Source organism: Arcticibacterium sp. (genome assembly GCF_055134445.1).
Genome location: NZ_JBSRVI010000170.1, coordinates 1 through 23,981 on the forward strand (window position 1 = coordinate 1; position 23,981 = coordinate 23,981).

At 37.9% G+C, this 23,981-nt stretch carries 14 protein-coding genes; 1 reads left to right on the forward strand and 13 read right to left on the reverse strand.

What is annotated here, in order from left to right:
• From ACTBZY_RS22485 to ACTBZY_RS22540, 12 genes are all read right to left on the reverse strand, one after another.
• Positions 1–646 (reverse strand): ABC transporter permease (locus tag ACTBZY_RS22485; RefSeq protein ID WP_463048644.1); only part of this gene is annotated, 646 nt, incomplete at its 3' end.
• Positions 647–698: 52 nt separating this feature from the next.
• Complete coding sequence (locus ACTBZY_RS22490; RefSeq protein ID WP_463048645.1) at positions 699–1,406, reverse strand: GIN domain-containing protein; 708 nt, start codon at positions 1,404–1,406, stop codon at positions 699–701.
• A 69-nt stretch (positions 1,407–1,475) separates the two neighbouring features.
• A complete protein-coding gene (locus tag ACTBZY_RS22495; RefSeq protein WP_463048646.1) occupies positions 1,476–3,854 on the reverse strand; it encodes an ABC transporter permease in 2,379 nt (792 codons plus the stop codon).
• Positions 3,855–4,030: 176 nt separating this feature from the next.
• Positions 4,031–6,373 carry an FtsX-like permease family protein gene (locus tag ACTBZY_RS22500; protein WP_463048647.1) on the reverse strand — a complete coding sequence of 781 codons (2,343 nt, stop codon included), beginning with the start codon at positions 6,371–6,373 and terminating at the stop codon, positions 4,031–4,033.
• Between the two features lie 370 nt (positions 6,374–6,743).
• On the reverse strand, positions 6,744–8,261 hold the full coding sequence (locus ACTBZY_RS22505) for an ankyrin repeat domain-containing protein (protein ID WP_463048648.1): 1,518 nt from the start codon (positions 8,259–8,261) through the stop codon (positions 6,744–6,746).
• A gap of 3 nt (positions 8,262–8,264) precedes the next feature.
• A complete protein-coding gene (locus tag ACTBZY_RS22510) occupies positions 8,265–8,636 on the reverse strand; it encodes a BlaI/MecI/CopY family transcriptional regulator (RefSeq protein WP_463048649.1) in 372 nt (123 codons plus the stop codon).
• A 226-nt stretch (positions 8,637–8,862) separates the two neighbouring features.
• Complete coding sequence (locus tag ACTBZY_RS22515) at positions 8,863–11,241, reverse strand: ABC transporter permease (protein ID WP_463048650.1); 2,379 nt, start codon at positions 11,239–11,241, stop codon at positions 8,863–8,865.
• 20 nt (positions 11,242–11,261) lie between these two features.
• The gene (locus ACTBZY_RS22520; protein WP_463048651.1) at positions 11,262–13,688 is read right to left on the reverse strand and encodes an ABC transporter permease; all 2,427 of its coding nucleotides are present in this window, start codon (positions 13,686–13,688) and stop codon (positions 11,262–11,264) included.
• Positions 13,689–13,717: 29 nt separating this feature from the next.
• The gene (locus ACTBZY_RS22525) at positions 13,718–16,141 is read right to left on the reverse strand and encodes an ABC transporter permease (RefSeq protein WP_463048652.1); all 2,424 of its coding nucleotides are present in this window, start codon (positions 16,139–16,141) and stop codon (positions 13,718–13,720) included.
• A 165-nt stretch (positions 16,142–16,306) separates the two neighbouring features.
• Positions 16,307–18,712 carry an ABC transporter permease gene (locus ACTBZY_RS22530; protein ID WP_463048653.1) on the reverse strand — a complete coding sequence of 802 codons (2,406 nt, stop codon included), beginning with the start codon at positions 18,710–18,712 and terminating at the stop codon, positions 16,307–16,309.
• A gap of 153 nt (positions 18,713–18,865) precedes the next feature.
• Entirely contained in the window at positions 18,866–21,256 is a 2,391-nt protein-coding gene (locus ACTBZY_RS22535; protein ID WP_463048654.1) for an ABC transporter permease, read from the reverse strand.
• A 149-nt stretch (positions 21,257–21,405) separates the two neighbouring features.
• Positions 21,406–22,083, reverse strand: a complete 678-nt coding sequence (locus tag ACTBZY_RS22540) for an ABC transporter ATP-binding protein (protein ID WP_463048655.1) — start codon at positions 22,081–22,083, stop codon at positions 21,406–21,408.
• Positions 22,084–22,159: 76 nt separating this feature from the next.
• Between ACTBZY_RS22540 and ACTBZY_RS22545 the strand changes: the two genes are divergently transcribed.
• Entirely contained in the window at positions 22,160–22,525 is a 366-nt protein-coding gene (locus ACTBZY_RS22545; RefSeq protein ID WP_463048656.1) for a four helix bundle protein, read from the forward strand.
• Between the two features lie 49 nt (positions 22,526–22,574).
• On the opposite strand, the gene ACTBZY_RS22550 is transcribed toward ACTBZY_RS22545, so the two are convergent.
• A complete protein-coding gene (locus ACTBZY_RS22550) occupies positions 22,575–23,825 on the reverse strand; it encodes an efflux RND transporter periplasmic adaptor subunit (protein ID WP_463048657.1) in 1,251 nt (416 codons plus the stop codon).
• Positions 23,826–23,981: the final 156 nt, after the last annotated feature.

Genomic DNA, 23,981 nt, shown 5'->3' on the forward strand with positions numbered 1-23,981 from the left:
AACTGTCTACCGAGTTTTGAACCCATTCGTTTTCTGCCACGTATTGGTCCCACGGCATGATGTATTGTGTTTCGTTTAAGCTGGTATTGAAAGGGAAGTCTTTATAAACAGCCGTAACTTTCATGTCCGTTCTGTTGTTAACCTTTACTATTTGTCCTAAGGCTTCACTGTCCCCAAAAAGTGCTTTTGCGGTAGATTGAGAAAGCATAATTGATTTTATGTCAACTAATCCATCTCTTTCACCAGCTATTATTTCCAAATCAAACATTTCGGGACCTGCCTGCTGCATGTAGTTACCCGTTTTGTTGATGGTGTTTTCTCCATTGCTTAAGTATCTGGATTGCGTCCAGGTACTCATGATTACATGTTTAAAGTATTGACTGTAATTATTATGAAGTTCAAACTCCAATGGACGTGGAATAGCTCTTCCTGTACTGATGGAGCCATTAAAAGTTTGGCTTTGCCAAAACTGCCCTATTTGGTCTTTGTTTTTAAAGTGACTGTCATAAGTCAATTCACCATATACCCAAAGGCTAATCATGATGGTAACCGCCATGCCAAGGGCCAAACCAAGTACATTAATAAGAGAGTAGGTAGGGTGGTTTACCAAGTTTCTCCAGGCTATTTTGATATAATTTTTAAGCATAGTGTTTTGTTGATTGTGCTAAGAAAAACAGCGTGACTGACTCATTTTTAGTTTATCTAGCTTTCTGAATACTTGTATCACCTAATGAAAGCCCTTTGCTAATTTTTGGGTTTCCAGAGTAGGTAATATCGGCATCGCCCAAAGTATTTATTTTTAAAGATTCACTCACATGAATGTTAAAACTAGCATCTCCTAGAACCATCAATTTTGTGGTATAATTATCTACGTTCTGAGTATTTACATCACAATCTCCGAAAACCGTATAATCGTGATTGTTAATTCTACCTGATTTTATTTTCAGCGTATGGTCACCGTAGCTATTAGTTTCCATATAATCAATGTCTACATCATTCATGGTAACTTCTGAGTCGCCATAGATATTAATTTCAAAGTCCTGAGCGGTAAGTTTATTTTCAATAAGAATATCCTGGTCTCCTTTTAAAACAACTTCTTTTATATCTCTATAGGTCACCACTAGAGAAGCTTTAGTGCCGTTATGCTTATATTTCTTGTCTAAGTTCCAGTCCTCAATGGAGAGTTTTAGGCTGTTGTTTTCCACTTTTATATCAATCTTATCTTCATCAATAAAAGCTTTTTTAATACTTACACTTTCTTCTGAGCCATGAATAAATACAACTTCGATGTCAGGATTAACCACCACTTTATCAAAATGATTGACACGGATTTTTTGTGCTTTTGTGGCGATAGCCGTAAAAAGAAAGATTAGACTAAATGCGATTGACTTTGTAATGTTTTTCATAATTATTATTTGTTTCACGAATAGTTGTCAATTTGAACGAAATCCCTGTCCGTGGTCAGGCTGGCGAAACTATTCGCTTTTTAAAGATTCTACAGGGTTAACTACCGCCGCTTTAATGCTTTGGTAGCTCACTGTGCTTATGGTTATAATCAAGGCTCCAAAACCAGTGACAGCAAATGTCCACCAGGCAATGTTGGTTTTATAATCAAAGCCATCAAGCCAATTATTCATGAAATAAGCAGCTAAAGGAGCAGCAATCAGCATTGATATTATTACAAGGATGATGAAGTCTTTTGAGAGCATGACCCAAAGGTTGGTAACTGTAGCTCCAAGTACTTTTCTAACGCCAATTTCCTTAGAACGCTGCATAGCCATGAAACTAGCAAGGCCAAATAAACCCAAGCAGCTTATGAGAATAGCTAAGGTTGCAAAAATATTGATGAGTTTGCTTAGTCTTTCTAAGCTACTAAATTTAGAGGAATAGGCTTCGTCTACAAATTCATAATCAAAGGTATTTTCTGGGTCAAATTTTGCAAAAACGGTCTTAATGCCAGCCAATGATTCTGTTATATTTTTTGTCCCAGAAAGTTTTATGTTTACAAAGCTTTTTTGACCATTGTCAAGGTAATAAAACATAGGCTGAGCTTGGTCGTAGGGAGAGCCTACTATCATGTTGTCTACCACGCCAATTACTTTAAATGGGTCTACATCCCATCTGGTCATGGTTCCTATAGCACCTTTTTCAAAAAGTTCGGCAGCGGCTTCATTAATGATGAAGGCTTTACCCATATCGTCAAATTCATCTGAAAAATCACGCCCATCTATCACTTTCCAGTTTATGGTTTTGCCGTAATCTTTTGAAACACCAAAAAATGGTAATTCCAGACTTTGTGATTTATCCCTTCCATCCCAGTCTATTCCGGTGGTGGTACTGCCCATTCCGATGGGTGGATCAGAAGATTGAGACATTTCTTCTACTAATCCTTTTGACTTTAACTCATTTTTAATGGCCTCAAAACTCTGATGAGCTTTATCTGAAATTCTTGTAAAAATGAGATTGTTTTGATTGTAACCTAGAGGTCTGTCTTTAGCGAAGTTTATTTGTTGGAAAACCACCAGCGTACCAATAATCAAAGCTATGCTCACTGTGAACTGAACTACTACAAGAGCTTTTCTTGGAAGACTTGCCATTTTCCCTGCTTTGAAAGTGCCTTTTAAAACTTTTACAGGTTTGAAAGATGATAAATAGAGGGCAGGATAACTACCAGAAAGCAAGCCTACAATCAGGGTGAAAACAACTAAAATGGACCAGAAAAGAGGGCTGAGCCAGTCTATTTGTATTTTCTTGCCAGCAATCTCATTAAAACTTGGAAGCAGTAAAAATGCTAGTGCTACCGAGATGATTAATGCCAAAGTGGTAGTCAAAACCGACTCACTCAGATATTGAAAAACGAGTTGATTTTTTTTTGAACCTATGGCCTTTCTGATGCCTACTTCTTTCGCTTTTTTCTCTGACTGAGCAGTGCTCAAATTCATGAAGTTTATACAGGCCAAAAACAAAACGAACAAACCTACTATACCAAATAACCAAACATATTCTATTCTTCCACCTGAATTTATACCATTCTCAAACTCTTCGTATAAGTGCCACTTGGCCATTGGAAATAAAAACACTTCGGGTTTTTGGAGAGCTAATCTTTCATTCAAGTTTCTTAATCGCGTGTCTTTTATTTTGGCAGAAACCGTTTCTAAATCTGCGTTTTTGGCTAAAAGACCGTAGGTAAAAGCGAAGTTTGGTCGCCATGGGTCTTCCATGTTATTTAACCATTCTGCCTCTCTGATTTCGAAGAGCTTCCATGGCATCACGTAGGCAATGCTTTTGAAGGTGGAGTTTTCGGGAAAATCTTTATAAACTGCAGTTACTTTGACGTCATATTTGTCGTTAATGCTAATGACTTTATCTATAGCTTTGGCTTCGCCAAAAAGCGATTTAGCCACACGCTCAGAAAGCATGATAGAGTAGGGGTCGTTTAATGCAGACTTTGTACCTTCAATAAAATCAAAAGTTAGGATGTCTGTAATTTCTTCTTCAAAGAATTTGCCTTCATGAAAAGCTTTTTTGTCCCCTATTTTTAATACCTCGTAACTACCATTAGACTGAGAAAGGTATTCAAAATCGGAGCCATATAGTTTTCTTATTTCGCTTGCCATGGGGTATGGATTCCAAGCCTGAGTTTTCTTATCTCCATTGCGTTGGATATGCTGCATCACCTGTACTATTCTGTCTTTCTTCTGATGGGTGTTATCAAATGAAATTTCGTCGTAGACCCATAAACCTATCAAAATAGACACAGTCATTCCTAAGGCAAGACCTCCAATATTTATGGCAGAGAATCCTTTGTTTTTGAGGAGGTTTCTCCAAGCGATTTTAAGATAGTTTCTAAGCATAATTTAGTTTGAGTTTATAAGAGCTCCTTGCTGCTACATTTAAATTCATACACCATGCCAGTAGTGTTAGTTTTCTTATAGATAGTGTTTTGTGTTCTATTGATTTAAGCTAAAATGTCCGAAAGCGAACATTTTGATTTGCTTTCGGACATCGTGAATTATTATTTTGGTGGTGCTTACTCGCTCTTCAAAGATTTCACGGGATTTGCCAAAGCACCTTTTATAGCTTGAAAACTTACAGTTCCGAGTGTCAATATCATACAGCCTAAAGCAGCTATAGCTGCCATCCACCATTTAATTTCTATTTGATAGGCAAAATCTGTCAGCCATTGATCTAATAAATACCAGGTTATTGGTGTAGCTATTAATAAACCTACAAAAACAAGTTTGACAAAGTCTGCCGATAATAAGGTGACTATCTCAGAAACACTAGAACCCAGTACTTTTCTGATGCCGATCTCTTTGGTTCGGCTTTTGGCAACAAATGCACTCATGGCGAAAAGACCCATAAAAGCAAGAAGTACAATTATACTGGAAAAGAAATTTAGGAGCTTAAATCTGGACAAATCGGTAGCTAAAAAACGGTCGAACTGGGCATCTAAAACATTGAATTCTACAGGGCTTTCTGGAGCAAAAGCATCGTTTACCTCTTCAATGGCCATTCTTGTTTTTTGCCAATCAGCTGAATTGATTTTCAATGTATAGTAATCAATGCTATGAATAGGATTGTTCCAATGGCTTATGATTAAAGGTTTTACCGTAGTCCTAAAGTCTTCCATTTGAAAATCTTTCACCACGCCGGCTATGCTGACTTTGAAGGTTTGATCAAGTTCATTTAAACTTCCGCCATAATTAACAGCAGGTATTTCAATGTTTTGACCGATAGGCTGTGAAAAGCCAAGTGTCTTAACTGCGGCCTCATTGATAAGCACTTTTGTGCTATCTGCCGGCAGCCCTCTAAAGTTTTCACCTTTAAGAAGCTCTACTTGAAAGGTCTTCAAAAAGTCTTTATCCGCACCTATGAAAAGGGCATCTTGGGCTGTTTCTCTGCTTTGTCCAGTTTTTAATGTTTTCACTAAAGGGATATTTTTCCACTCCCCTGGTACACGTGAGGTTACACTTACAGATTCTACTTCCGGTATTCTTAAAAATTCTGCCTTTATAGCTTCAAACCGTTGTCGGTAAACACGACTGTTGACATCAATCATGGCTAAGCCATCTTTCTTAAAACCAATTTCTCGGTTCTTTAGAAAATCTAGTTGCTTATTAAAGACAATGGAAGCCATCAAAAATGAGATAACGGCCACAAACTGAAACACTAACATCACACGTCTAAACGGTAATTTGGAAGCGGAGAATTTGCTGCGATAAGAATCATTTTTGATGATGAGGGAGAAAGGATAAGCGACCGCCAAAAAGCTAATGAAAAGTCCTGCCGCTAGCGTAAAAAGAATTCCCTTGAGAGGTATCTCAGAAAGGTTTAGGGTAGTGTTAAAAAGGTTCTGAACAGCGGCTTTACTGACAAGTAAAATCAGAAAAGCGAGCACCATAGAAATGGTAGTGAGTAACATAGATTCGGCAAGGAATTGACGCAGCAATTGTAGTTTACCTGAACCCATCATTTGTCTGAGATTAATCTCTTTGGCTCTGTCCATGAAGGCGATATTCAGTAAGCCAGCATAATTAAAACAAGCCACTAATAGAATTATTAAACCTATCCAAAAGAAGAGTTTTACATAAAGACCATTGGCTTTAGACTTGTTTATTTCTCCCTCTACGTCATTTTGGTATAAGTGAATATCCTGTACGGGCTGCAGCGTAAATGTGCTGTTGAATGGTTTTTCTTTAGGATAATTATCTTTTGTAAGGTTTTGGATCTTAACACCTAAAGCATTGAAATCTGTTTGTGGATTAAGCTTGAAATAGGAAATGAAGTTTCTGTTTTCAAAATCACCAGAAATAGCTTGTTCCCATTCATCAAATATTCCTTTTGCTACAGCTTCGGTTAAGAAAATCCCATTCATTAGATGTGAGTTTTCTGGAAAGTCTTGATAAACAGCCACAATAGGATGCTCACCATAACCTGTTTTTAAAACCTTCCCTAGAGCAGGCTCTTTACCAAAATATTTCTCTTTGATAGCCTTGGTAAGTACTATGCCGTTTGATTCATTCGTAAGGCTACCTTCGGCAAAGGGGAAGTCAAAAACAGCCGGAAAATTATGGCATAAGATAACAATTGGTTCATGAGAAACCGTTTCAGGGTCGTTTCCTACATCGGTTCTTCCTATGGGTAAAATTTGCGTTTGGGTTTCTATTTCATCAAAAAGGTCAGCTGATTTTCTAGCTATGGCTGGAGCTAACTGAGCCGACTCTCTTACATTTCCGTTTTCTTCAGTGGCTATTTCTAGCAGGCGATACACGTTTTCTTGTTCCGTATCAAAAGAGCTTTCACGGAGCACGTAAGCATTTAGTAAAAAGAAACAATAGAAACCAAAAGTAAGTCCGATGATGTTTATCAAAGTGAATTGCTTGTGATTCTTGAGGTATCTGAAGGCTGTTCTTAGATTGTTTTGGAACATGGGTTTTGGTGTCTGGTGTTGGATGAGGGGTGCCGAGTGTTTGCTGTTTTTTTTGACAATTTGCACTCTAGAATGTTGTCAGTTCGAGCGAAGACGAGAACAGTCGTTAAAGGAGCATCTCCCTGTCTGCCTACAGGCAGGGACTTCGCTCGATGTGACAGTAATCGCTCGAACTGACAACCTCTTCGCTCGATGTGACATTGTAATCGTTCAAACTGACATTGTCTTCCGTTTGACAGTTTCGACAAAGCAGTGGCTAGAAGCCCTTTCTAGGCTTTTTGTTTAATACTAGTATATTTTTTCGCTAATTCTATTCGTATTTCTGGAGCAGATTAATCATCTTCGTATTGCCAGATGAGCGAGCATGAAACATAGCGTATTCATCTCCAGGAACATTTTGATATGGGTCTGCACCAGCTTCTAGTAGCAATTCTGCTATTTCATAGCGGTTATTCCTTACGGCATAAATTAGTGCTGTACCATCTCCGCGGCTCTCTTTATTAACATCTGCACCATATTCTAAGAGTAAATGAGTAAGTTCTATATTTCCGCTTCGAGAAACAGCCATTAGCGGACTTTCATCTCTTGAAAAGTGATATTCTGTATCTCCTCCTGCTTCTAAAATCATTTTACCAATTTCGTAATTGCCTTGGCGGGCAGCTGCTACCAATGGTGAACGTGGCTCACCGTCGCCCGTATACGCACAGTCGGGGTCTTGATTTTTTAAGAACTCTCTTACGTCTTGAATGTTTTCTTTTTTTACCGCATTTAAGAGGTTTCTGCAACCTTTTGTGCTAAAAACGAAATCTCTGATGCTTTCAGGTTCAGCGTCTGCTCTATCAATTATTGAGGTTGACTCCTTAATCGGCTCAGCGTTGTTTTGGCTGATTTTTTCTTGTGCAAAAGTTTCAACAGGATTGTTAGTCAATAGTAAAGTAGCAAAGAGCAATGGTGCTATAAAAGCATATTTCCAGTAACTCTGATTGTTCGATTTTTTTGTATTCATTTTCATAATTCGTTGTTTTAATAATGACTGATTATAGTTAGTAGTAATGGTCAAAGGGCCGGTGTAGGTAGCTACTTTGAGGAGGTTCATTTGATATGAATCTCGTTTTACAGCTTTTCTTTCTAGCAATAAATCGTCTGTTTGGTATTCTATGTTTTTTTCTACCTCTTTTCTCCAAAGCCAAACCAGCGGGTTAAACCAAAGGATGATAACGGCCAATTCAGCAAAAAGTAAATCAAAAGAATGACGTTTACTTACATGGATTTTTTCATGTTTTAGAATTTGCTCATAGGTCTCAAAATCATAACTCTCAGGGTTGATAAAGATATAATGGAAGAAAGAGCAAGGCTCTTGAACAAGGCTTGTATTGATAATGATGGCATGTTCGTCTTCTATTTTGTCATGGCTTTTCCAGACTTTTAGGAGAATAGAGATAACCTGAGAAATAAAGTTTAAAAAGAAAATGGCAACCCCGAAATAATAGATTAGAACTAACCAGTCTGCCAAAGTTCTTTCCGTTGAAACCGTTTGAACGCCATTTTCCGCTGTTGAAGCACTTTCCACATTTTGTAATGCTTCAACCTTTTTAAATGGTGCCACGGCTGATGGTTTTGTGTCAACCTTTTCTATGAATTCAGAAACCAGACCTTGTTGATTGACCATTTTCGGCAAAACAATATAGGGTAGGGTAAACGCCAAGGCCAAACTGGCGAGTAGATAAACTCTGTTGGTAGAAAAGAAGCTTTCTTTTTCTAAAAATAGTTTATAAAACACCAGTAAAACAGCGAGTATAAAGGAGGCTTTTAAAAGTATTACTAGCATGGCTTAGGCGTCTTTATTTTTGTTGATAACCGAAACCAATTCTTTAATCTCTTCTTCCGAAAGGTTTTCGCCTTTGGCAAAATGTGCAACCATTCTAGAGAACGAGCCACCAAAGAATTTCTTCTTGATGTTCATTTCTCCTAAATGATCTGTTCTGTAATCTTCAAAAGGAACAGCTGCTGAATATTGGTGTGTGTTGCCTATTTTTTCAGAGTTCAGAAATCCTTTTTTTACAAGAATTTTTACAATAGTGGCCACAGAGTTGTAATGTGGTTTTGGCTCGGGTAACTCTTCTATTATATCTCTGATGAATACGTTTCCTTGTTGCCAAACTATCTGCATTATTTGGTCTTCTCTCTTTGCTAATTGTACCATAATTTGAATTATTGATACACAATACTACTAATTGATTAGTAGCATTCCTAATGAATTAGTATTTATCTACTAATTGGTTAGTGGTTTGATGTTGAAAAAGCCGTAAGTACTTGTTAGATATAGGTTTATGAAGGTTGTGGTGGAAAGTGATAGCTCGATAAAGAAAAAGAGTAGAATCTTTGTAGACACTACTCTTTCCTAAAAATGTTATAAATGCTTAGTTTTTTTACTCGCTCTTTAAGCTTTCCACAGGATTTACCAAAGCCGCTTTAATAGCCTGATAACTCACGGTAATTACCGTTATTAAAACAATCCCGATGAAGGAATAAATAAAAATGGCGTAATCAAGTTCTGCTTTATAGGCATAGCCATCCAGCCATTTATTTATGGCATACCAGCTTAATGGAAAAGCGAATAAGACTGCCACTAAAGTTAGTTTGACAAAGTCACTCGAAAGTAATAAGACCACTCTGCCTACCGAGGCTCCGAGTACTTTTCGGACGCCTATTTCTTTTGCTCGTTGTTTGGCATTAAACAAGGCCAGTCCAAATAAGCCCAAGCACGAAATTAGAATGGCTAAACCCGCAAAGTATTTGGAAAGGGTTGCTACTCTTTTTTCTGAGGCATAGAGGGTTTGATAATTATCATCCATAAAGGAGTAATTGAATGGATAGCCAGGATTAAACTCAGCATATAAATCATTTAGACTCGCTATGGCTGTTGCTTCTTGACCTTTGGCAACTCTAAAGACGAATTGCGAAGTACGCTGAGGCGAATATCTAAATAAAACAGGCTGAATGGTCTCATGAATGGAGCTTGAAAAAAAATCTTTTGTTACACCCACTATGATTTTTTCTTCACCCCACATGTTTATCTTTTTACCTATCGGGTTTTCAATTCCCATAGCTTTAATGGCGGTTTCGTTGAATATCAAACTTTCGTTTTCAGTACCAAAATCTCTTGAGAAACTACGACCTTCGGCCATTTCAATGTCCAAGGTTTCTATTAAGTCGTAATCCACCGTTTTTATAGAGAATACTAAACTTGCTTCTGGGTCTCTTCCTTGCCAGTCAAGTCCGGAAGTGTTTGAGTTATCGCCAGACTGGGCAATGGCTCCCTGTATAGAAGAGGCATTTGTGATTTCTGGTATTTCTTTAGCCCTAGATAAGAAAGCGTCAGATTTTTCCATTAAAGGGCCGTCACGCTCTATATAAATCACATTTTCTTTATCGTAACCCAAGTTCATGTTTTGAATAAACTGGACTTGATTATAAACAGCCAATACCGCCACAATAAGAAAAAGTGATATGGAAAACTGAAAGACGACAAGCCCTTTTCGAGCTAAAATTTCACTAAAAGAGGTCTTGACCTTGCCTTTTAAAATACCGATGGTAGTAATGCTAGAAAGGTAAAATGCAGGGTAGTATCCTGAAATGACACCCGTGACAATAGCTCCTAAAAGAAGATAAATAACTGTTAACACATCAATATTTAAGGAAATAGATTTGCCCGTGATGTCATTAAAATTGGGTAATAAAACTATCACTAAAACGACAGCTACAGCAAGGGCAAATAATACGGTCATAACCGATTCTGACAAAAACTGAAGTATCAAACTACCTCTGGACGAACCTACAGCCTTCTTTATTCCAATTTCTTTTTCTCTTTTTGAAGCGGTAGCCGTACTCAAATTCATGAAATTAATACAGGCGATTATTAGGATGAACAGGCCGATGATGGAGAAAAGTTTGACATAGTTTATTCGCCCGCCCGACTGAACACCGTTTTCGTAAGTGCCATATAAATAGGCGTCTGAGTAAGGTCTTACAAATGACTGGAAACGCGTGTCGTTGCTGTAAGCGTGAACAAAGTTTTTAATCTTGGCATTGAAGGCTTCTATATTTGTGCCTTCTTTTAAAGTTATGAATGTGTTAGTACCTTCATTACTCCATTCTTTAAAGTTGGGTACCATGTCAAAGAGTGTTCCTTTGGTCAATACAAAATCAAACTGCATGGTGCTATTTTCTGGTACATCGTGCATCACGCCAGTGACTTTGGCGAGTACACTCATACCAAAAAATGTACAATCGATGGTTTCGCCCAAAACATCTGAAGAGCCAAAAATCTTTTGAGCCAAACTCTCTGATATAACTACAGATTCTTTCTGATTAAAAACCTGCGAGGTGTTTCCTTGAATAAGAGGAAACGTAAATATTTCAAAGAAAGCTTTATCCGCAAAAATGGCCCCAGCCTTTACGATCTTATTATTAGGTGTTTTTAAGTTAAATTCATAGCCTTCATTTACAAGTGAGAAAAAAGTTGTCGCCTTTTCAACCTCTGGGAGGTCTTTTGCCATTGTTTCGGCCAGTAAACCCTGTGTGTCAGGATTGACAGAAATGTCGCCATTGGCTTCCATCGCCTCCATGACTTGATAAAGCTGTTTATCATTTTCGTGAAATTTATCAAAACTCATTTCATCCTTAACCCATAAGGCAATGAGAATAAAACAGGCTAATCCGGAAGAAAGGCCAGTAATATTTATAGCGAAGGTGCCCTTGCTTTTGAGCATGTTCCTCCAAGCTATTTTGATGTAATTCTTTATCATAATTTTTTATACACTTGAGACTATTCTGTTTTAAGGGATTCTACAGGATTGCTGATGGCCCCTTTTATGCTTTGAAAACTGACGGTTATTATGGCAATAAGTATAGATACTATAGCGACAATGCCAATCATCCACCATTCTATGTCTATTCTGAATGGGAAATCTGCCAACCACATATTCATAAAATAGGTTGAAATAGGTATGGCTATGAATAGAGCCACCACCACCAATTTCAAAAAGTCTTTACTTAATAAACCGACCACGGAGGCCACACTTGCTCCCAACACTTTTCTAACACCAATCTCTTTGGTTCTAGATTCCACTGTAAACATGGCCAAGCCAAAGAGTCCTAGACAGGCGATGAATATGGATAAGCCAGAGGCTGTGCTAAAAACGCGGCCGTATTGCTGCTCCTGTGTATAGGTTTCTGCAAACGCTTGATCCACAAAAGTATAATCGAAAGGATTTCCAGGAAAGGTGGATTTGAAAGAAGCTTCAATGGCGGCTATTTTCTTTGGGAGGTCTTCTTGGGTAAGTTTTATAGAATAATAGTTGTTGTTGTTTTGGGGGTAAAACAGCATAGGTTTAATTTCTGAATGTAAGCTGGTATGATGGTAATCTTTGCTAATTCCAATGATATCTAAATGACGTTCGTCCCATTGAATGCCTTCAAGAATAGCGTCTTGATTTGATTCAAAACCAAGAGCTTCTACGGCCTTTTCATTTATGATGATTTTGCTGTTTTCATTCCATTCCACATCGCATTCGACGGCAGAGAAATTTCTTCCTGCAACAAGAGAAACTTCGTAAGTGGGGAAATAAGAATCATCAATGATGACAAATGAGTAGGCTGTAAACTTGTCGTCTGGTTTAGAACCTGGCTGTGTAAAACCTGAAGTTTTAAAATTGTAAAACTTACTGGGTACAGAACCTGATTCTGAGTGATTAAGCACAAAGCTTTGCTGGCTTAAGTAATCATCAAATGCCCCAACCCTATTAGTATAAGAATCATTTTGTCCAACTTGTGGACCATTCAGGATTAAAGTTTGCTTGGCGTTTATTCCTAAGCTTTCGCTTTTCATAAAGTTCAACTGCGAATAAATAACAACAGTCGCTAAAATCATGGAAGCAGAGATACCAAATTGAGTAATAACCAAACCTTTCCTAATCCATTGCCCTTTTCTGCGGCCGCCAATTTCCCCCTTTAAAGTATCAACAGGATTGAAACCAGACATAATGAAAGCAGCATAAAGTCCTGATGCAATGCAAATGGAAAGAAGAACAAAACCGCCACTGATCCATACGGATGCATCGCCCAAATCATTGAGATTTGCTTGTTTTCCAATGAGTTCATTGAAATATGGCTGTAATGAAAAAATCAAAAGCAGGGCTAAACCAATACTTAGCAAATTTAAAAGAGCCGTTTCTATTAAAAATTGGCTAAGAACCTGTGGTTTGGTAGCACCTATGGCCTTTCTAATACCTATTTCGGCTGCTCTTTTTAGAGAAGCAGCTGTAGAAAGGTTGATATAGTTAAACCAAGCAATCAGCAGAATTAAAAGTGCAACACCCGAAAGGATGTAAATGTATTTCAGGTTGCCAGTGGTAGCTAAGTCCTCATCAAGTGAGGCGGCAATATGTAGATTATTTAAAGACTGCATCCTGAGAGCAGTACCATCATCCTCGCCATTTAAAGATTGATATAGTGCATTAAGTTTTGACTCAGTCTGTTTGAAATCGCTTCCTTCATTAAGCAATAGCATCGTTTGGATGTATTGAGAATCTTTATTGTCAAGGTTTGCCCAGTCGTTTCCCCCTAAATTTGAGGGATTTCTAAGCGTTTCTAAAGAAAACAACATATCATATTGAAAACTGGAGTGATGATCCATGTCTTTAAAAACACCTTTTACGGTATAGCTGATGGCTTTGAATTGGTTATTGAGTACTAATTGTTGGCCAATAGCATCTGCATTGCCAAAGTATTTCTTAGCAGTTGTTTCAGAAATAAAAGTGGTATTTGGAGCCTCAAAATCTACTTTATTCCCCTTTAAAAGAGGAAAACTAAAGAAATCGAAAAAGTTACTTTCTGCGTAACCAATGCTGTTTTCTCTGAAAGAGATATTGGAGGCTTCATTTTGTACTATACCCGCTCCTACGCCTTGTTCAAAACGACAATAGGACTGAACTGCTGGAATTTCATTAGCTATAATTTTTGCCCAGCCAGGGGCTATCTCTGGCCAACTTTCTCCTTCTAAACTAAAATTCATGACACGGTATATACGGTCAGAATTTTCATGAAACTGATTGACTCCTTTTTCTAAGCCTATGTATTCTAGAATAAAGACAAATGAAGTAAGTCCTATGGCTAAGCCTACAATATTTATAGCACTGAAGGCTTTATTTCTTATCAGATTTCTCCAGGCTATTTTGATGTAATTCTTTAACATAGTTTTGTCTTTAATTTTGGTGCTTTAAACTATTCGCTTTTAATGCTGTCCACAGGATTTGCTTTCGCGGCATTCAATGTTTTGTATATCACAGTAATAAGACAAACGATCAATGTAGTAAGAGCTGCAAAAATCATTAAAACAGACGTGTTATTAATTTTATAAGCATATCCGTCTAACCATGAGCCCATGGCATACATGCCTAAGGGTGCTCCTATAATCACAGAGATACCTACCAATATCACAAATTCTTTTGAAAGTAGTCTGGTAATCTCGCTTACAGACGCTCCCAAAACTTTCCTAACACCAATCTCTTTGGTACGTTGCTGGGTAGTGAAGGAAACCAATCCCCATATGCCCAGCAAACTGATAAAAATGGCCAAAAAGGCGAAGGTGTGTGAGACTTTTTTAAGGCGTAATTCAGTTGCATAAACAGTGGCCATCCGCTCGTCTAGGAAACTATATTGAAAAGGAACATCTGGATTTTTTGTCAACCATTTTTCTTCCATAGCAGACAGCAATTGTGAGGTGTTCTGTGCATCAAATTTGACAATCATATTGTTTAGATTACTATCGTAAAATGTGACTACAGGGACTACCACGGTTTTTAAAGAAAGGAAATTGTAATCTTTAATAACGCCCACTATTTCATAGGGTGTGTCGCCGGCATCCATCTCCTGATTTAGGAACTGCATACCTATGGCCTTATCTAGGTTTATACCATAAGTTTTTAAAAAGGTTTCGTTTACTACCATTTGGGTGCCATCTGCCTCCGGGAATACTCTCCCTTTCAACAGCGTGATTTCCATAGTTTTAAAGAAGTTCTCTCGTGCTAAATTTAAGTGTACTATTTGACCCTCATCCACAGTCTTTCCTTTGAGAAAAAGTTTTTGGTCGTACCAGATGTTTTCTGACGGAATGAATTGGGTAGCAGTAATTTCCGCTACTTGTGGAATAGACTTCAACTCATTTTTTAACACCTCATAATTTGCCACAGCACCTTGTGTTTTTAATGGAATTACCAGCTTTTGGTTTTGTGAAAAACCTATATCAGTATTGCTGAGGTGATTTAATTGCTGCGTAATAACTGAAACAGCATATATAAGCAAAAACACCATGACAAACTGAAAAATAACAAGTCCGTTTCTAAGGACAAAGGCTCTTTTCCCTGTTTTAAAGCTCTTTTTTAGAATTTTGATAGGATTCATTAAGGAGAGGTAGAAGGCAGGGTAGGAGCCTGCTAATACACCTGTTAATATGCTAATTCCTAAAATAATATATAGTGTTTGTAGCGATAAAATATTACGAATATTTAGTTCAGCGTTCAGAAGGTCATTGATATATGGGAGTGCTAGAATCACAATGGGGATGGCCAAAATTACGGCCAGGAGAGAGAATAAGAGTGATTCGGTAATAAACTGATAAACCAGGGCTTTGCTGGCAGCCCCGTTCACTTTTCTTACGCCTATTTCTTTAGCTCTCCTAGTGGCTTGTGCAGTGGTTAAGTTTATATAATTAACACAGGCCATGAGTTGAATGAAAATGGCTATTCCAAGCAGTAGATACAGATAATTTATATCAGAGACTTTGCCAATGGGAAAGGCATATTGGCTGGATTTAAGGTTTATATCTTCTATTTTTATTAAGCCCAATGTTTTATCCATATTTCTAGAAAGCAGCATCTCTTTCGCATTCTTTTCCAAGAAATTAGGAAGTTTTGAGGCAAGGACTGGTAGTTTAGTATTGGGATTGACCTTTAAATAAGTGTGAACAAAATTATTAGTAGCTAGTTCAGTGGAATTTTGGAGAAACCTTCCCATTCCTGTACTTCCTATACTGAGCACAAAATTTGGTCTTAAATGAGATTTGCCCACTTTTTCGTCAAAAATAGCCGTTACTTGGGCAGTGAATGCTTCACCCGAATTTGAAATTTGTAAGGCCTTGCCCATCGCTGCATTGGAGTTGCCAAATAGCTTTTTAGCTATTTCCGAAGAAAGGACAATACTGTTTGGATTATCCAAAGCAGATTTTAAATTTCCCGCAATCCCGGTAAAACTAAAAACGTCAAAAAATGTAGAATCAGCCAAAATGCCGTCTTTCTCGAAAAATGATTTGGAAGAGCCTTCGGGTTTCATAAGAAACTCGTTGTCCATGCTCACTACTCGCGTTTGTATCTCCACTTCTTCAAAGTTTTGAAGCAGAGCTGGACCCATACCTGGAGAAGACGTAATGGCTACAAAATCTGGCGTGTCTGGATTGTCAATGGTGGTGGTTACTTTATATATTCTTTCGTAGTCTTTGAAATGTTTTTCATAACCGAACTGAGACTGCACATAAATCAAGATAGCCATACAGCAGACTGTTCCCACCGTAAGACCAAGTAGATTTATAAGTCCGAAAGACTTTAAATTAAGGAGGTTTCTCCAGGCGATTTTGATGTAATTCTTAATCATTTATGCTATTGACTTTTATATGTTAAGCTTTAGTTCCTAAACTGTGCCAGAAGTGTTAGATGCTTATTTGTTAGGTGTTTGTGGAATTGTTTACTCCTGCCGAATGTCCGAAAATGGACGGGTCGGACGTTGGGTTTTATTATTACAACTAAACGCCACCCTGTCTTACTCAATCCGCATAGCATTCACTTGATTTCCTAAAGCCGCTCTTATAGAATGATATGCCACGGCAAGCATGGTTAACGTAAGAATTATCAAAGCAGAATATGCAAAAACAATTGGGTTTATAGCCGTTCTGAAGGTGAAAGAATCTAACCATTGGTCTAGGAAATAGTAAGACAATGGAAATGCGATTAGGCAAGATACCCCAACTAGAATCATGAAGTTTTTGGCCAATAAAAACACAATCTGGTAGCTCTCAGCCCCCATTACTTTCCTTACTGCTATTTCTTTTTTACGCTGCTGCGTGGTATAAGCTATCAAGCCTAAAAGCCCTAAAAAAGCAAGGATAATAGTCAGCCCTGAGAAAGTAGAAAAGAGCTGGCCACGCTTTTGGTCTGATTTAAACTGCGTCTTAAAATCTTCAGAAGCAAAAGAGTATTCCATTGGCTCTTTTGGGAAAGACTTTTTATAAATATTTTCAATGTAAGTAATGGAGCTAGCCATGTCTTCCTCCTTCACTTTAAATTGCATAGAGGCGTTATTATGCGTATAAGTTAGCATAAGAGGCTCTATAGGATTATAGATAGAACGCATGTGGAAGTCCTTTATCACACCAATAACATAAAAAAATGGTTCGGCCTCATTGCCTTGGTTTTTGATTCTTTTACCCAAAGCACCCGTTCCCCAATGCATCTTTTTAACAAAGGCCTGATTAACTAATACGTTGATACAAGAATCTGGTCTGTCTGTTAATCTGAATTGTCTGCCTTCGGCCAATGCTATCCCAAAGTTTTCCAAATAATTTTCGTCAATCCCAAAATTGTCGATGCCCTGTGAAGTAAACCCATCGGCAGTTTCTATTTCAAATAAATTATAATTTTGACCGGTGGTTCCCGGAGTATAATACGAGGTAGAAACTGCTTTTATTTTGGGATTTTGAAGAGCTTCATTTTTAATGTAATCTAGCGTGCTGGTATTGCGACGCTCTACAAAGGGAAGAGAAAGCACCAGGATGTTCTCTTTATCGTAACCCAAATCTCTGTTTTGTAAATAATTAAGCTGATTGTAGATTATCCATGTAGAAATTAACATGACAATGGCAACCGTAAACTGAATGACCACTAGGGTCTTTCGAAGACCCGCATTTGAAGATGCTTTTGATAATTTCCCTTTCAAGACCACTAAAGGGTTAAATTTTGACAGGAAAAAAGCGGGGTAACTACCGCCAATAAAACCCGCAAACAATACGATACCCAAAGTATAAAGTAATGTGAGTGGCTGCAGAATGTAGTAGAAGGAGAATGCTTTACCTGAAATTTCGTTAAACGAAGGCAGCAGAATTGCTATCAAAATCATACTGAGAGCAAAAGAAATGAAAGAAAGCAGCATTGATTCAGTTAAAAACTGAGCAACCAACTGCCCCTGAACAGAACCAGAAACCTTACGAATTCCTATTTCTTTAGCCCTTCTGGCAGAACGAGCGGTGGTGAGATTCATGTAATTGATACATGCTATCAGAAGCAGTAAAACAGCAATGGTAGAAAAAGTATAGACATAGTTTATGTTCCCTAAAGGCTCTGGTTCGTATTTCAATGTGCTTTTTAGATGGATATCCGTAATCGGCATCGCGGCATATTTCATGGTTACACCAAATTGCTCAAAAATCGACTTTTGATAAGTTGGGTAGATAGAGGAAAGTTTATCTTCAAAAGAGCTAACGCTTGCCCCTGGTTTAAGAAGGACATAGGTCAATGCTCCAAAATTACCCCAGTTTTGACCTTGATCGTTTAGGTAGGAAAGTGTGGAGATTGAAATTAGCGAGTTAAAAAGGATATGAGAATTCTCCGGAACATCTTCCATCACGCCCGTTACTTTATAAACGTTGGTGCCTTCCCCTTCCAAAGCTTTGCCAAGAGCATCTTCAGGTTTCTTGAAAAACTTTAAAGAAGTAGACCTGCTAATAACAATGCTATTAGGCTCAATTAAGGCGGTTTTAGGGTCTCCAACGATAAAAGGATGCGTAAAAACGGCAAAGTTATTACTGTCGGCATAAAAGACTTTTTCTATGTAGGCTTCTTGGCCATTATTCTTTAAAAGTGTCTTTTGGTTTCCTGGTATATACCTTACCGAATGCTCTACTTCGTCGTAGTCTGTTTTAAGAGCAGGTCCCATTATCATCGGAGAGATGGCAATATTGTCGGTTTTTTCTGGCTCTATTAATTCGGAGTTTATACGATAAACACGTTCGCCTTTTTCATGATAAGTATCAAAACTTAATTCATCTTTGACATAGTAAAATAACAAGAGACTAAAAGTTAAACCGATGGTTAAACTCAATATGTTCAAGGCAGAAAAACTAAGGTCGTGTTTTAGGTTTCTCCAGGCGATTTTGATGTAATTCTTAATCATAATTCTAAATATTCTATGGAAGTGCGATTGACACTTAATTAATAACCCAAACTGTGCCAGTAAGACTATAGTGCTTATAGTGAGCTTTTTGACGGATTCGAAGCAATGGCTATTTGTCCAAAATCGGACACACTGTTCGGTAGTGAAAAGCTTTTACTCGTTCTTCAAACTCTCTACCGGATTAATTAATGCTGCTTTGATAGATTGGTAACTCACCGTTAAGAATGCTATCAAAATAGTGAGGATACCTGATGCTCCAAAAATCCACCAAGGCATGCTGATATGAAAGGCATATGTTTCTAGCCAGCCATTGAGCATATACCAAGCTATGGGTGCCGATATGAAAAGAGCGATTAATACGAGTTTCAGGAAGTCCGAGGAAAGTAAACGCACTAAATTGGCAAAGTTTGCACCTAATACTTTTCTAACACCGAGTTCTTTAGTTCGCTGCTCAGCAGTAAAAGCAGAAAGTCCGAAAAGCCCCAAACAGGCAATAAAAATTGCGGTAATTGAAAAGAACAGAACAATTCGTCCCAATTGCTCTTCTGTAGCATATAGCCTAGCTACCACATCATCCAAAAACTGATATTCAAAGGCAGAAGAAGGGATTGATTTGTGAAAACCAGCCTCTAAAACCGATAAGTTATCCGCCAAATTTCCACCGCTAAACTGTACCAATAAGTTGTTCTTTTCTTCAGACGGACTGTTATGAAAAGCATAGGCACCTATGGGTTTATGGAAGTCTTGGAAATGAAAATCTTCCATAACGCCCACAATAACGGCTTTATTCCAATTGAAAAGATTATAAGCAATTTGTCCTATGGCCTCATCGGGTGAAAAGCCTAGAAAATCAATGGTTGTTTTGTTGACTACCACCTGTACAGTTGAGTCTTGGGGAGCGGTTTTGTTGGTAAACATTTGACCCGCTAATAGTTTAATATTAAGCGTTTCTAATATTTCGGGGTCAGTATAGTTAGTTTGGATTGCCATTACTTTATCAGGCTCTTCGTATCGCACAATAGTACGGCCACTTCCACTAGCACCAGGGTAAGTTTGTGATCGTGAAACCGAACCCACATAAGTCATATTCTTATAAGAAGCCAGGAGTTCATCTATTTGGGTTTTATTTTCGGCACCTTGCGTGTTAATGGCAACCACGTGTTTTGTGTCATAGCCGAGTTGTCGGTCCTGAATAAATTTCATCTGACTGTAAAAAACGAATGTGCCAATCATTAAAATAATCGAGGCTGAAAATTGAACGATGACTAAGCCTTTCCTAACCGTTGCAGCGGCAAAGACGGAATCGTCTTTTCTTCCAAAAAGTGAAAGTGGAGAAAAAGAAGAAAGTAAAAGTGCAGGGTAGGAGCCAGCAACAATTGCTAATGCAAAAGTGGTTATGACAATGCCAATTATTAAAGGAATATCAATCACTGAATTCAAAGATATTTTTTCCCCAGCGATACTATTTAAGAAAGGTAGCCCTATGATTAATAGCATAAATCCAAGAAAGACGGCGAGAGACACCATAATAAGTGCTTCGGTATAAAACCTTTTTATAAGGCTTGACTGACTGGCACCCATAGCCTTACTAATCCCTACTTCTTTTATACGTTTTTGTGATTGAGCCGTAGCCAAATTCATATAATTAATACACGCGATGATTAAAATCCCCAATGCCAAAGCTATCAATATATTTACCTGCTTTATATCGCTACCTTTTGTCATATTGGTATTAACAATATGGGTAGAATACAAATGGATATCGGTAAGTGGTTGTAACCAAAATGTGAACCATTGATTCTCCTTGGCAATATTTTCATCCAGAATGGCATTGATTTTAGTTACTACTTTTTTAAGATTGGCTTGAGGTTCCATCAAAAAGTAGGTCTCATAACTAGCGTTACTCCAATGTAAGTTATCGCTAGCCCACTTTACTGTTGAAAAGGAGCCAATAAGATCGGCATCAATCGAAGAATTGTTTGGGAAATCTTCATATACACCACTTACGGTCATGTCATAATCATTGTCAACTTTTAAAGACTTACCCAAAGGGTTTTCATTGCCAAAATACTTTTCGGCACTTGTCTTACTGATGATGATTTTGTTTGGAGCATCTAGTGCGGTTTTTGGGTTTCCGGAAATTAATGGAACATCGAAAATATCGAATAGTCCAGGGTCGGTCCAATAGAGTTTTTTTTCGGAAAATTTGTTTTGGTCGGTGTTTACGAAAGCAATATTCCCGAATGAGTGATGCAAAAAGCGAGTGTAAGATTTAATTTCAGGAATCTCCTCAGTCATTTTGGGACCTACTATATTAGGTACAGATCCCCAGACTTCTTTTCCTTGAAAACTGACAGTTTGACCGACACGGTAAATGTGATCCGCATTTGTATGATATTTATCAAAAGAGAGTTCCTGTTTTGTAAATAGGAAAAGGTACAAGAATATGACGATCCCAAACGACAAACCAAGAAGGTTCAGCGACGAAAAAAGCCCGTTTTTGATTAAATTTCTCAGGGCTATATTGATATAGTTTTGAAGCATGACCGTTAGGTTTTAGGGTTTCACTGTGTTTTAGTAAGGGTTTTAAGAGATTGTCATGTATGTTGTAAGTTCAAATTGAGCGAAGCCGAGCTGTTTAAAACTCACCTTCGCTTAAAATCATTATAGTCTTGTTTTAATCTAGAGGTAGATTAAACGTGAAAATTCTCCGTTACAATTCGACCATCAAATAAGTTTACGGTTCTGTGAGCAAAACCAGCATCATATGGAGAGTGAGTCACCATGGCTATGGTGGTACCTTCTTGATTTAGTTCCTGCAAGAGTTTCATTACATCTTCACCGTTTGCAGAGTCCAAATTACCAGTAGGTTCATCTGCCAGAATTAATTTAGGTTTGGCTACTACGGCACGGGCAATGGCCACACGCTGCTGCTGACCACCAGAAAGCTGCTGAGGGAAATGATTCCTTCTGTGCATCATATTCATTCTTTCCAATGCCGCTTCTACTTTTTCTTTACGTTCTGCAGAAGGTATTTTAAGATAAAGAAGAGGTAGCTCCACGTTTTCAAAAACAGTTAACTCATCAATCAAGTTAAAGCTTTGAAACACAAAACCAATGTTTCCTTTTCTTAACTGAGCACGCTGACGCTCGCTCATTCCGCCCACTTCGGTGCCATAGAAATCATAGCTTCCTTCCGTAGGATTGTCTAATAGTCCTAAGATATTAAGTAAGGTAGATTTGCCGCAGCCTGAAGGCCCCATAATGGCCACAAACTCGCCATCCTTAATTTCAAAATCCAAGCCATTTAAGGCCGTAGTCTCCACTTCGTCGGTGGTAAACATCTTTTGTAAGTTGGTTGTTTTTATCATTTTTTATTTGGTTACAAGTTACAGGTTAAGAGTTAAAGGTTTTAACTTTAGCCTATTACCATACTTCAAGTTAATTATGTCTAAGATTTCATCAATAGAAGATTTAAGGATTTGGCAAGATTCAATCAAAATATCTATTGACCTATATAAAAAATTTTCGAACTGTCGAGATTTTGGTTTTAAAGACCAGATTTTAAGAGCGGGCGTATCAGTCCCTTCCAATATCGCCGAAGGATTTGAAAGAAACAATGACAAAGAGTTTGTTCGTTTTATTAAGTTTTCAAAAGGCTCTGCTGGAGAAATTAGAACACAATTAGTCATAGCCAAAGCTGTGGGGCTTTTAGAAGAGACTGTCGCAGATAATTTCATTTCTCGCATCATTTCCGTATCAAAACAAATTCAAACTTTAATAAATAGTGTTAATAACAAGTTGGGCAGGTAGTTTTCGAAAGAGCTTTTAACATTTAACTTTCGAACTATTAACCCTTACTCTATTTCAACTCCAAAACCTCCTTATCCCCAAAGTTTCCATAAGAACTCGTCACCACTTTTTCTCCAGGTTTAAGACCATCTAATACTTCATAGTGTCTTGGGTTTTTTCTGCCTAGTGTAATGTTTCTCTTTGTGGCTTTGGCTCCTCCTTCTTCTACCACATACACCCAGTTTCCTCCGGTGTCTGAGAAGAAACCACCTACTGGAAGTAAAGTGGCCTTCTCAGATTTCCCCAGCTCTAATCTAATTGGAGAAGATTGACCCCTTCTGATTCCATCAGGAGCGGACTTGCTAAATACCATATCCACTGCAAAACGGCCGTTTAAAACCTCTGGATATACTTTGATGATTTCCATTTTATGGGTACTACCATTGAAGTCAAAGTTGGCTTGTAAGCCGGCAAAAATTCTTGAAATATAGTGCTCATCAATCTCAACACGCATTTTAAAGCCGTTCATATCGTCTATCTGACCTATATTTTGACCTTGATTTATGTTGGAGCCTATCTCCACGTCTATAGATGAAAGCAAACCTGCCACCGGAGCTTTCACCACTAGATTTTCTAATGTTTGTCTCCACAAGTCTACGTTTTTCTGTGTTCTTTCTAAAGTGCCTTCTAATTGCTTTATTTGAAGTGCAGCGTTTTCTTCCTGATATTTTTGAGATTCTATCTCAATCTCTCTTTGTTTTACCAACTTTTCATAATCTCTTTTGGTACGCATGTATTCCATGTCGGAGACCACATTATCCTTTTTCAATTGTTGATTCCTGTCAAAGGCGTCTTTGGCTTGAGCAATTTGAAAGTCCAAATCACTTAATGTTTTTTGTAGCGTAAAGCGTTCAACTTTTAGACGTTGACGCGTGTTCTGTAAATCGTTAACCAGGCGGCTGGCCTCTGTTTCAGATTGCAGAAAATTTAATTTTAGTTGCTGATTTTCCAATCTTAAAATGATCTGGCCTTGACTCACCATATTTCCACCTTCCACTAGCTTGTTGGTGACATATCCACCTACAATAGCATCTAGCTGAATGGTTTTTAAAGGTTGTACCACACCCTGAACGATGATGAACTCGTCAAAAATACCTTCTGACACTTCTGACACTGAAATTTTATCGGTTTCTACATTAAGTTTTGACCTGTGGTCTGCGAAGATAAAATTGTATCCAAGCAGTGAAATCACCACAACTCCAAGAGCTATCAAACCTATGCGTTTTACTGTCCAAAACTTCTTTTCTATTTTTCTATCCATTTCTTTTCCAGCCCCCGTTTATTGATTTGGTCAAAAGGCGTGTGCCAATTGATATTCTAAACCTGTGCCAAATAGACTATGTGTTTGTTTATGAGTATTTTATGATAAAGTGTCCGTTTTTTATTCGTTCGGCAGCGTACATGAATGTCCGTTTCC

Bases quoted from the DNA above. Each gene is read 5' to 3' on its own strand.
- ACTBZY_RS22490 (WP_463048645.1), bottom strand. From the start codon at position 1,406: ATGAAAAACATTACAAAGTCAATCGCATTTAGTCTAATCTTTCTTTTT.
- ACTBZY_RS22495 (WP_463048646.1), bottom strand. From the start codon at position 3,854: ATGCTTAGAAACTATCTTAAAATCGCTTGGAGAAACCTCCTCAAAAAC.
- ACTBZY_RS22505 (WP_463048648.1), bottom strand. From the start codon at position 8,261: ATGCTAGTAATACTTTTAAAAGCCTCCTTTATACTCGCTGTTTTACTG.
- ACTBZY_RS22510 (WP_463048649.1), bottom strand. From the start codon at position 8,636: ATGGTACAATTAGCAAAGAGAGAAGACCAAATAATGCAGATAGTTTGG.
- ACTBZY_RS22515 (WP_463048650.1), bottom strand. From the start codon at position 11,241: ATGATAAAGAATTACATCAAAATAGCTTGGAGGAACATGCTCAAAAGC.
- ACTBZY_RS22520 (WP_463048651.1), bottom strand. From the start codon at position 13,688: ATGTTAAAGAATTACATCAAAATAGCCTGGAGAAATCTGATAAGAAAT.
- ACTBZY_RS22525 (WP_463048652.1), bottom strand. From the start codon at position 16,141: ATGATTAAGAATTACATCAAAATCGCCTGGAGAAACCTCCTTAATTTA.
- ACTBZY_RS22530 (WP_463048653.1), bottom strand. From the start codon at position 18,712: ATGATTAAGAATTACATCAAAATCGCCTGGAGAAACCTAAAACACGAC.
- ACTBZY_RS22535 (WP_463048654.1), bottom strand. From the start codon at position 21,256: ATGCTTCAAAACTATATCAATATAGCCCTGAGAAATTTAATCAAAAAC.
- ACTBZY_RS22540 (WP_463048655.1), bottom strand. From the start codon at position 22,083: ATGATAAAAACAACCAACTTACAAAAGATGTTTACCACCGACGAAGTG.
- ACTBZY_RS22545 (WP_463048656.1), top strand. From the start codon at position 22,160: ATGTCTAAGATTTCATCAATAGAAGATTTAAGGATTTGGCAAGATTCA.
- ACTBZY_RS22550 (WP_463048657.1), bottom strand. From the start codon at position 23,825: ATGGATAGAAAAATAGAAAAGAAGTTTTGGACAGTAAAACGCATAGGT.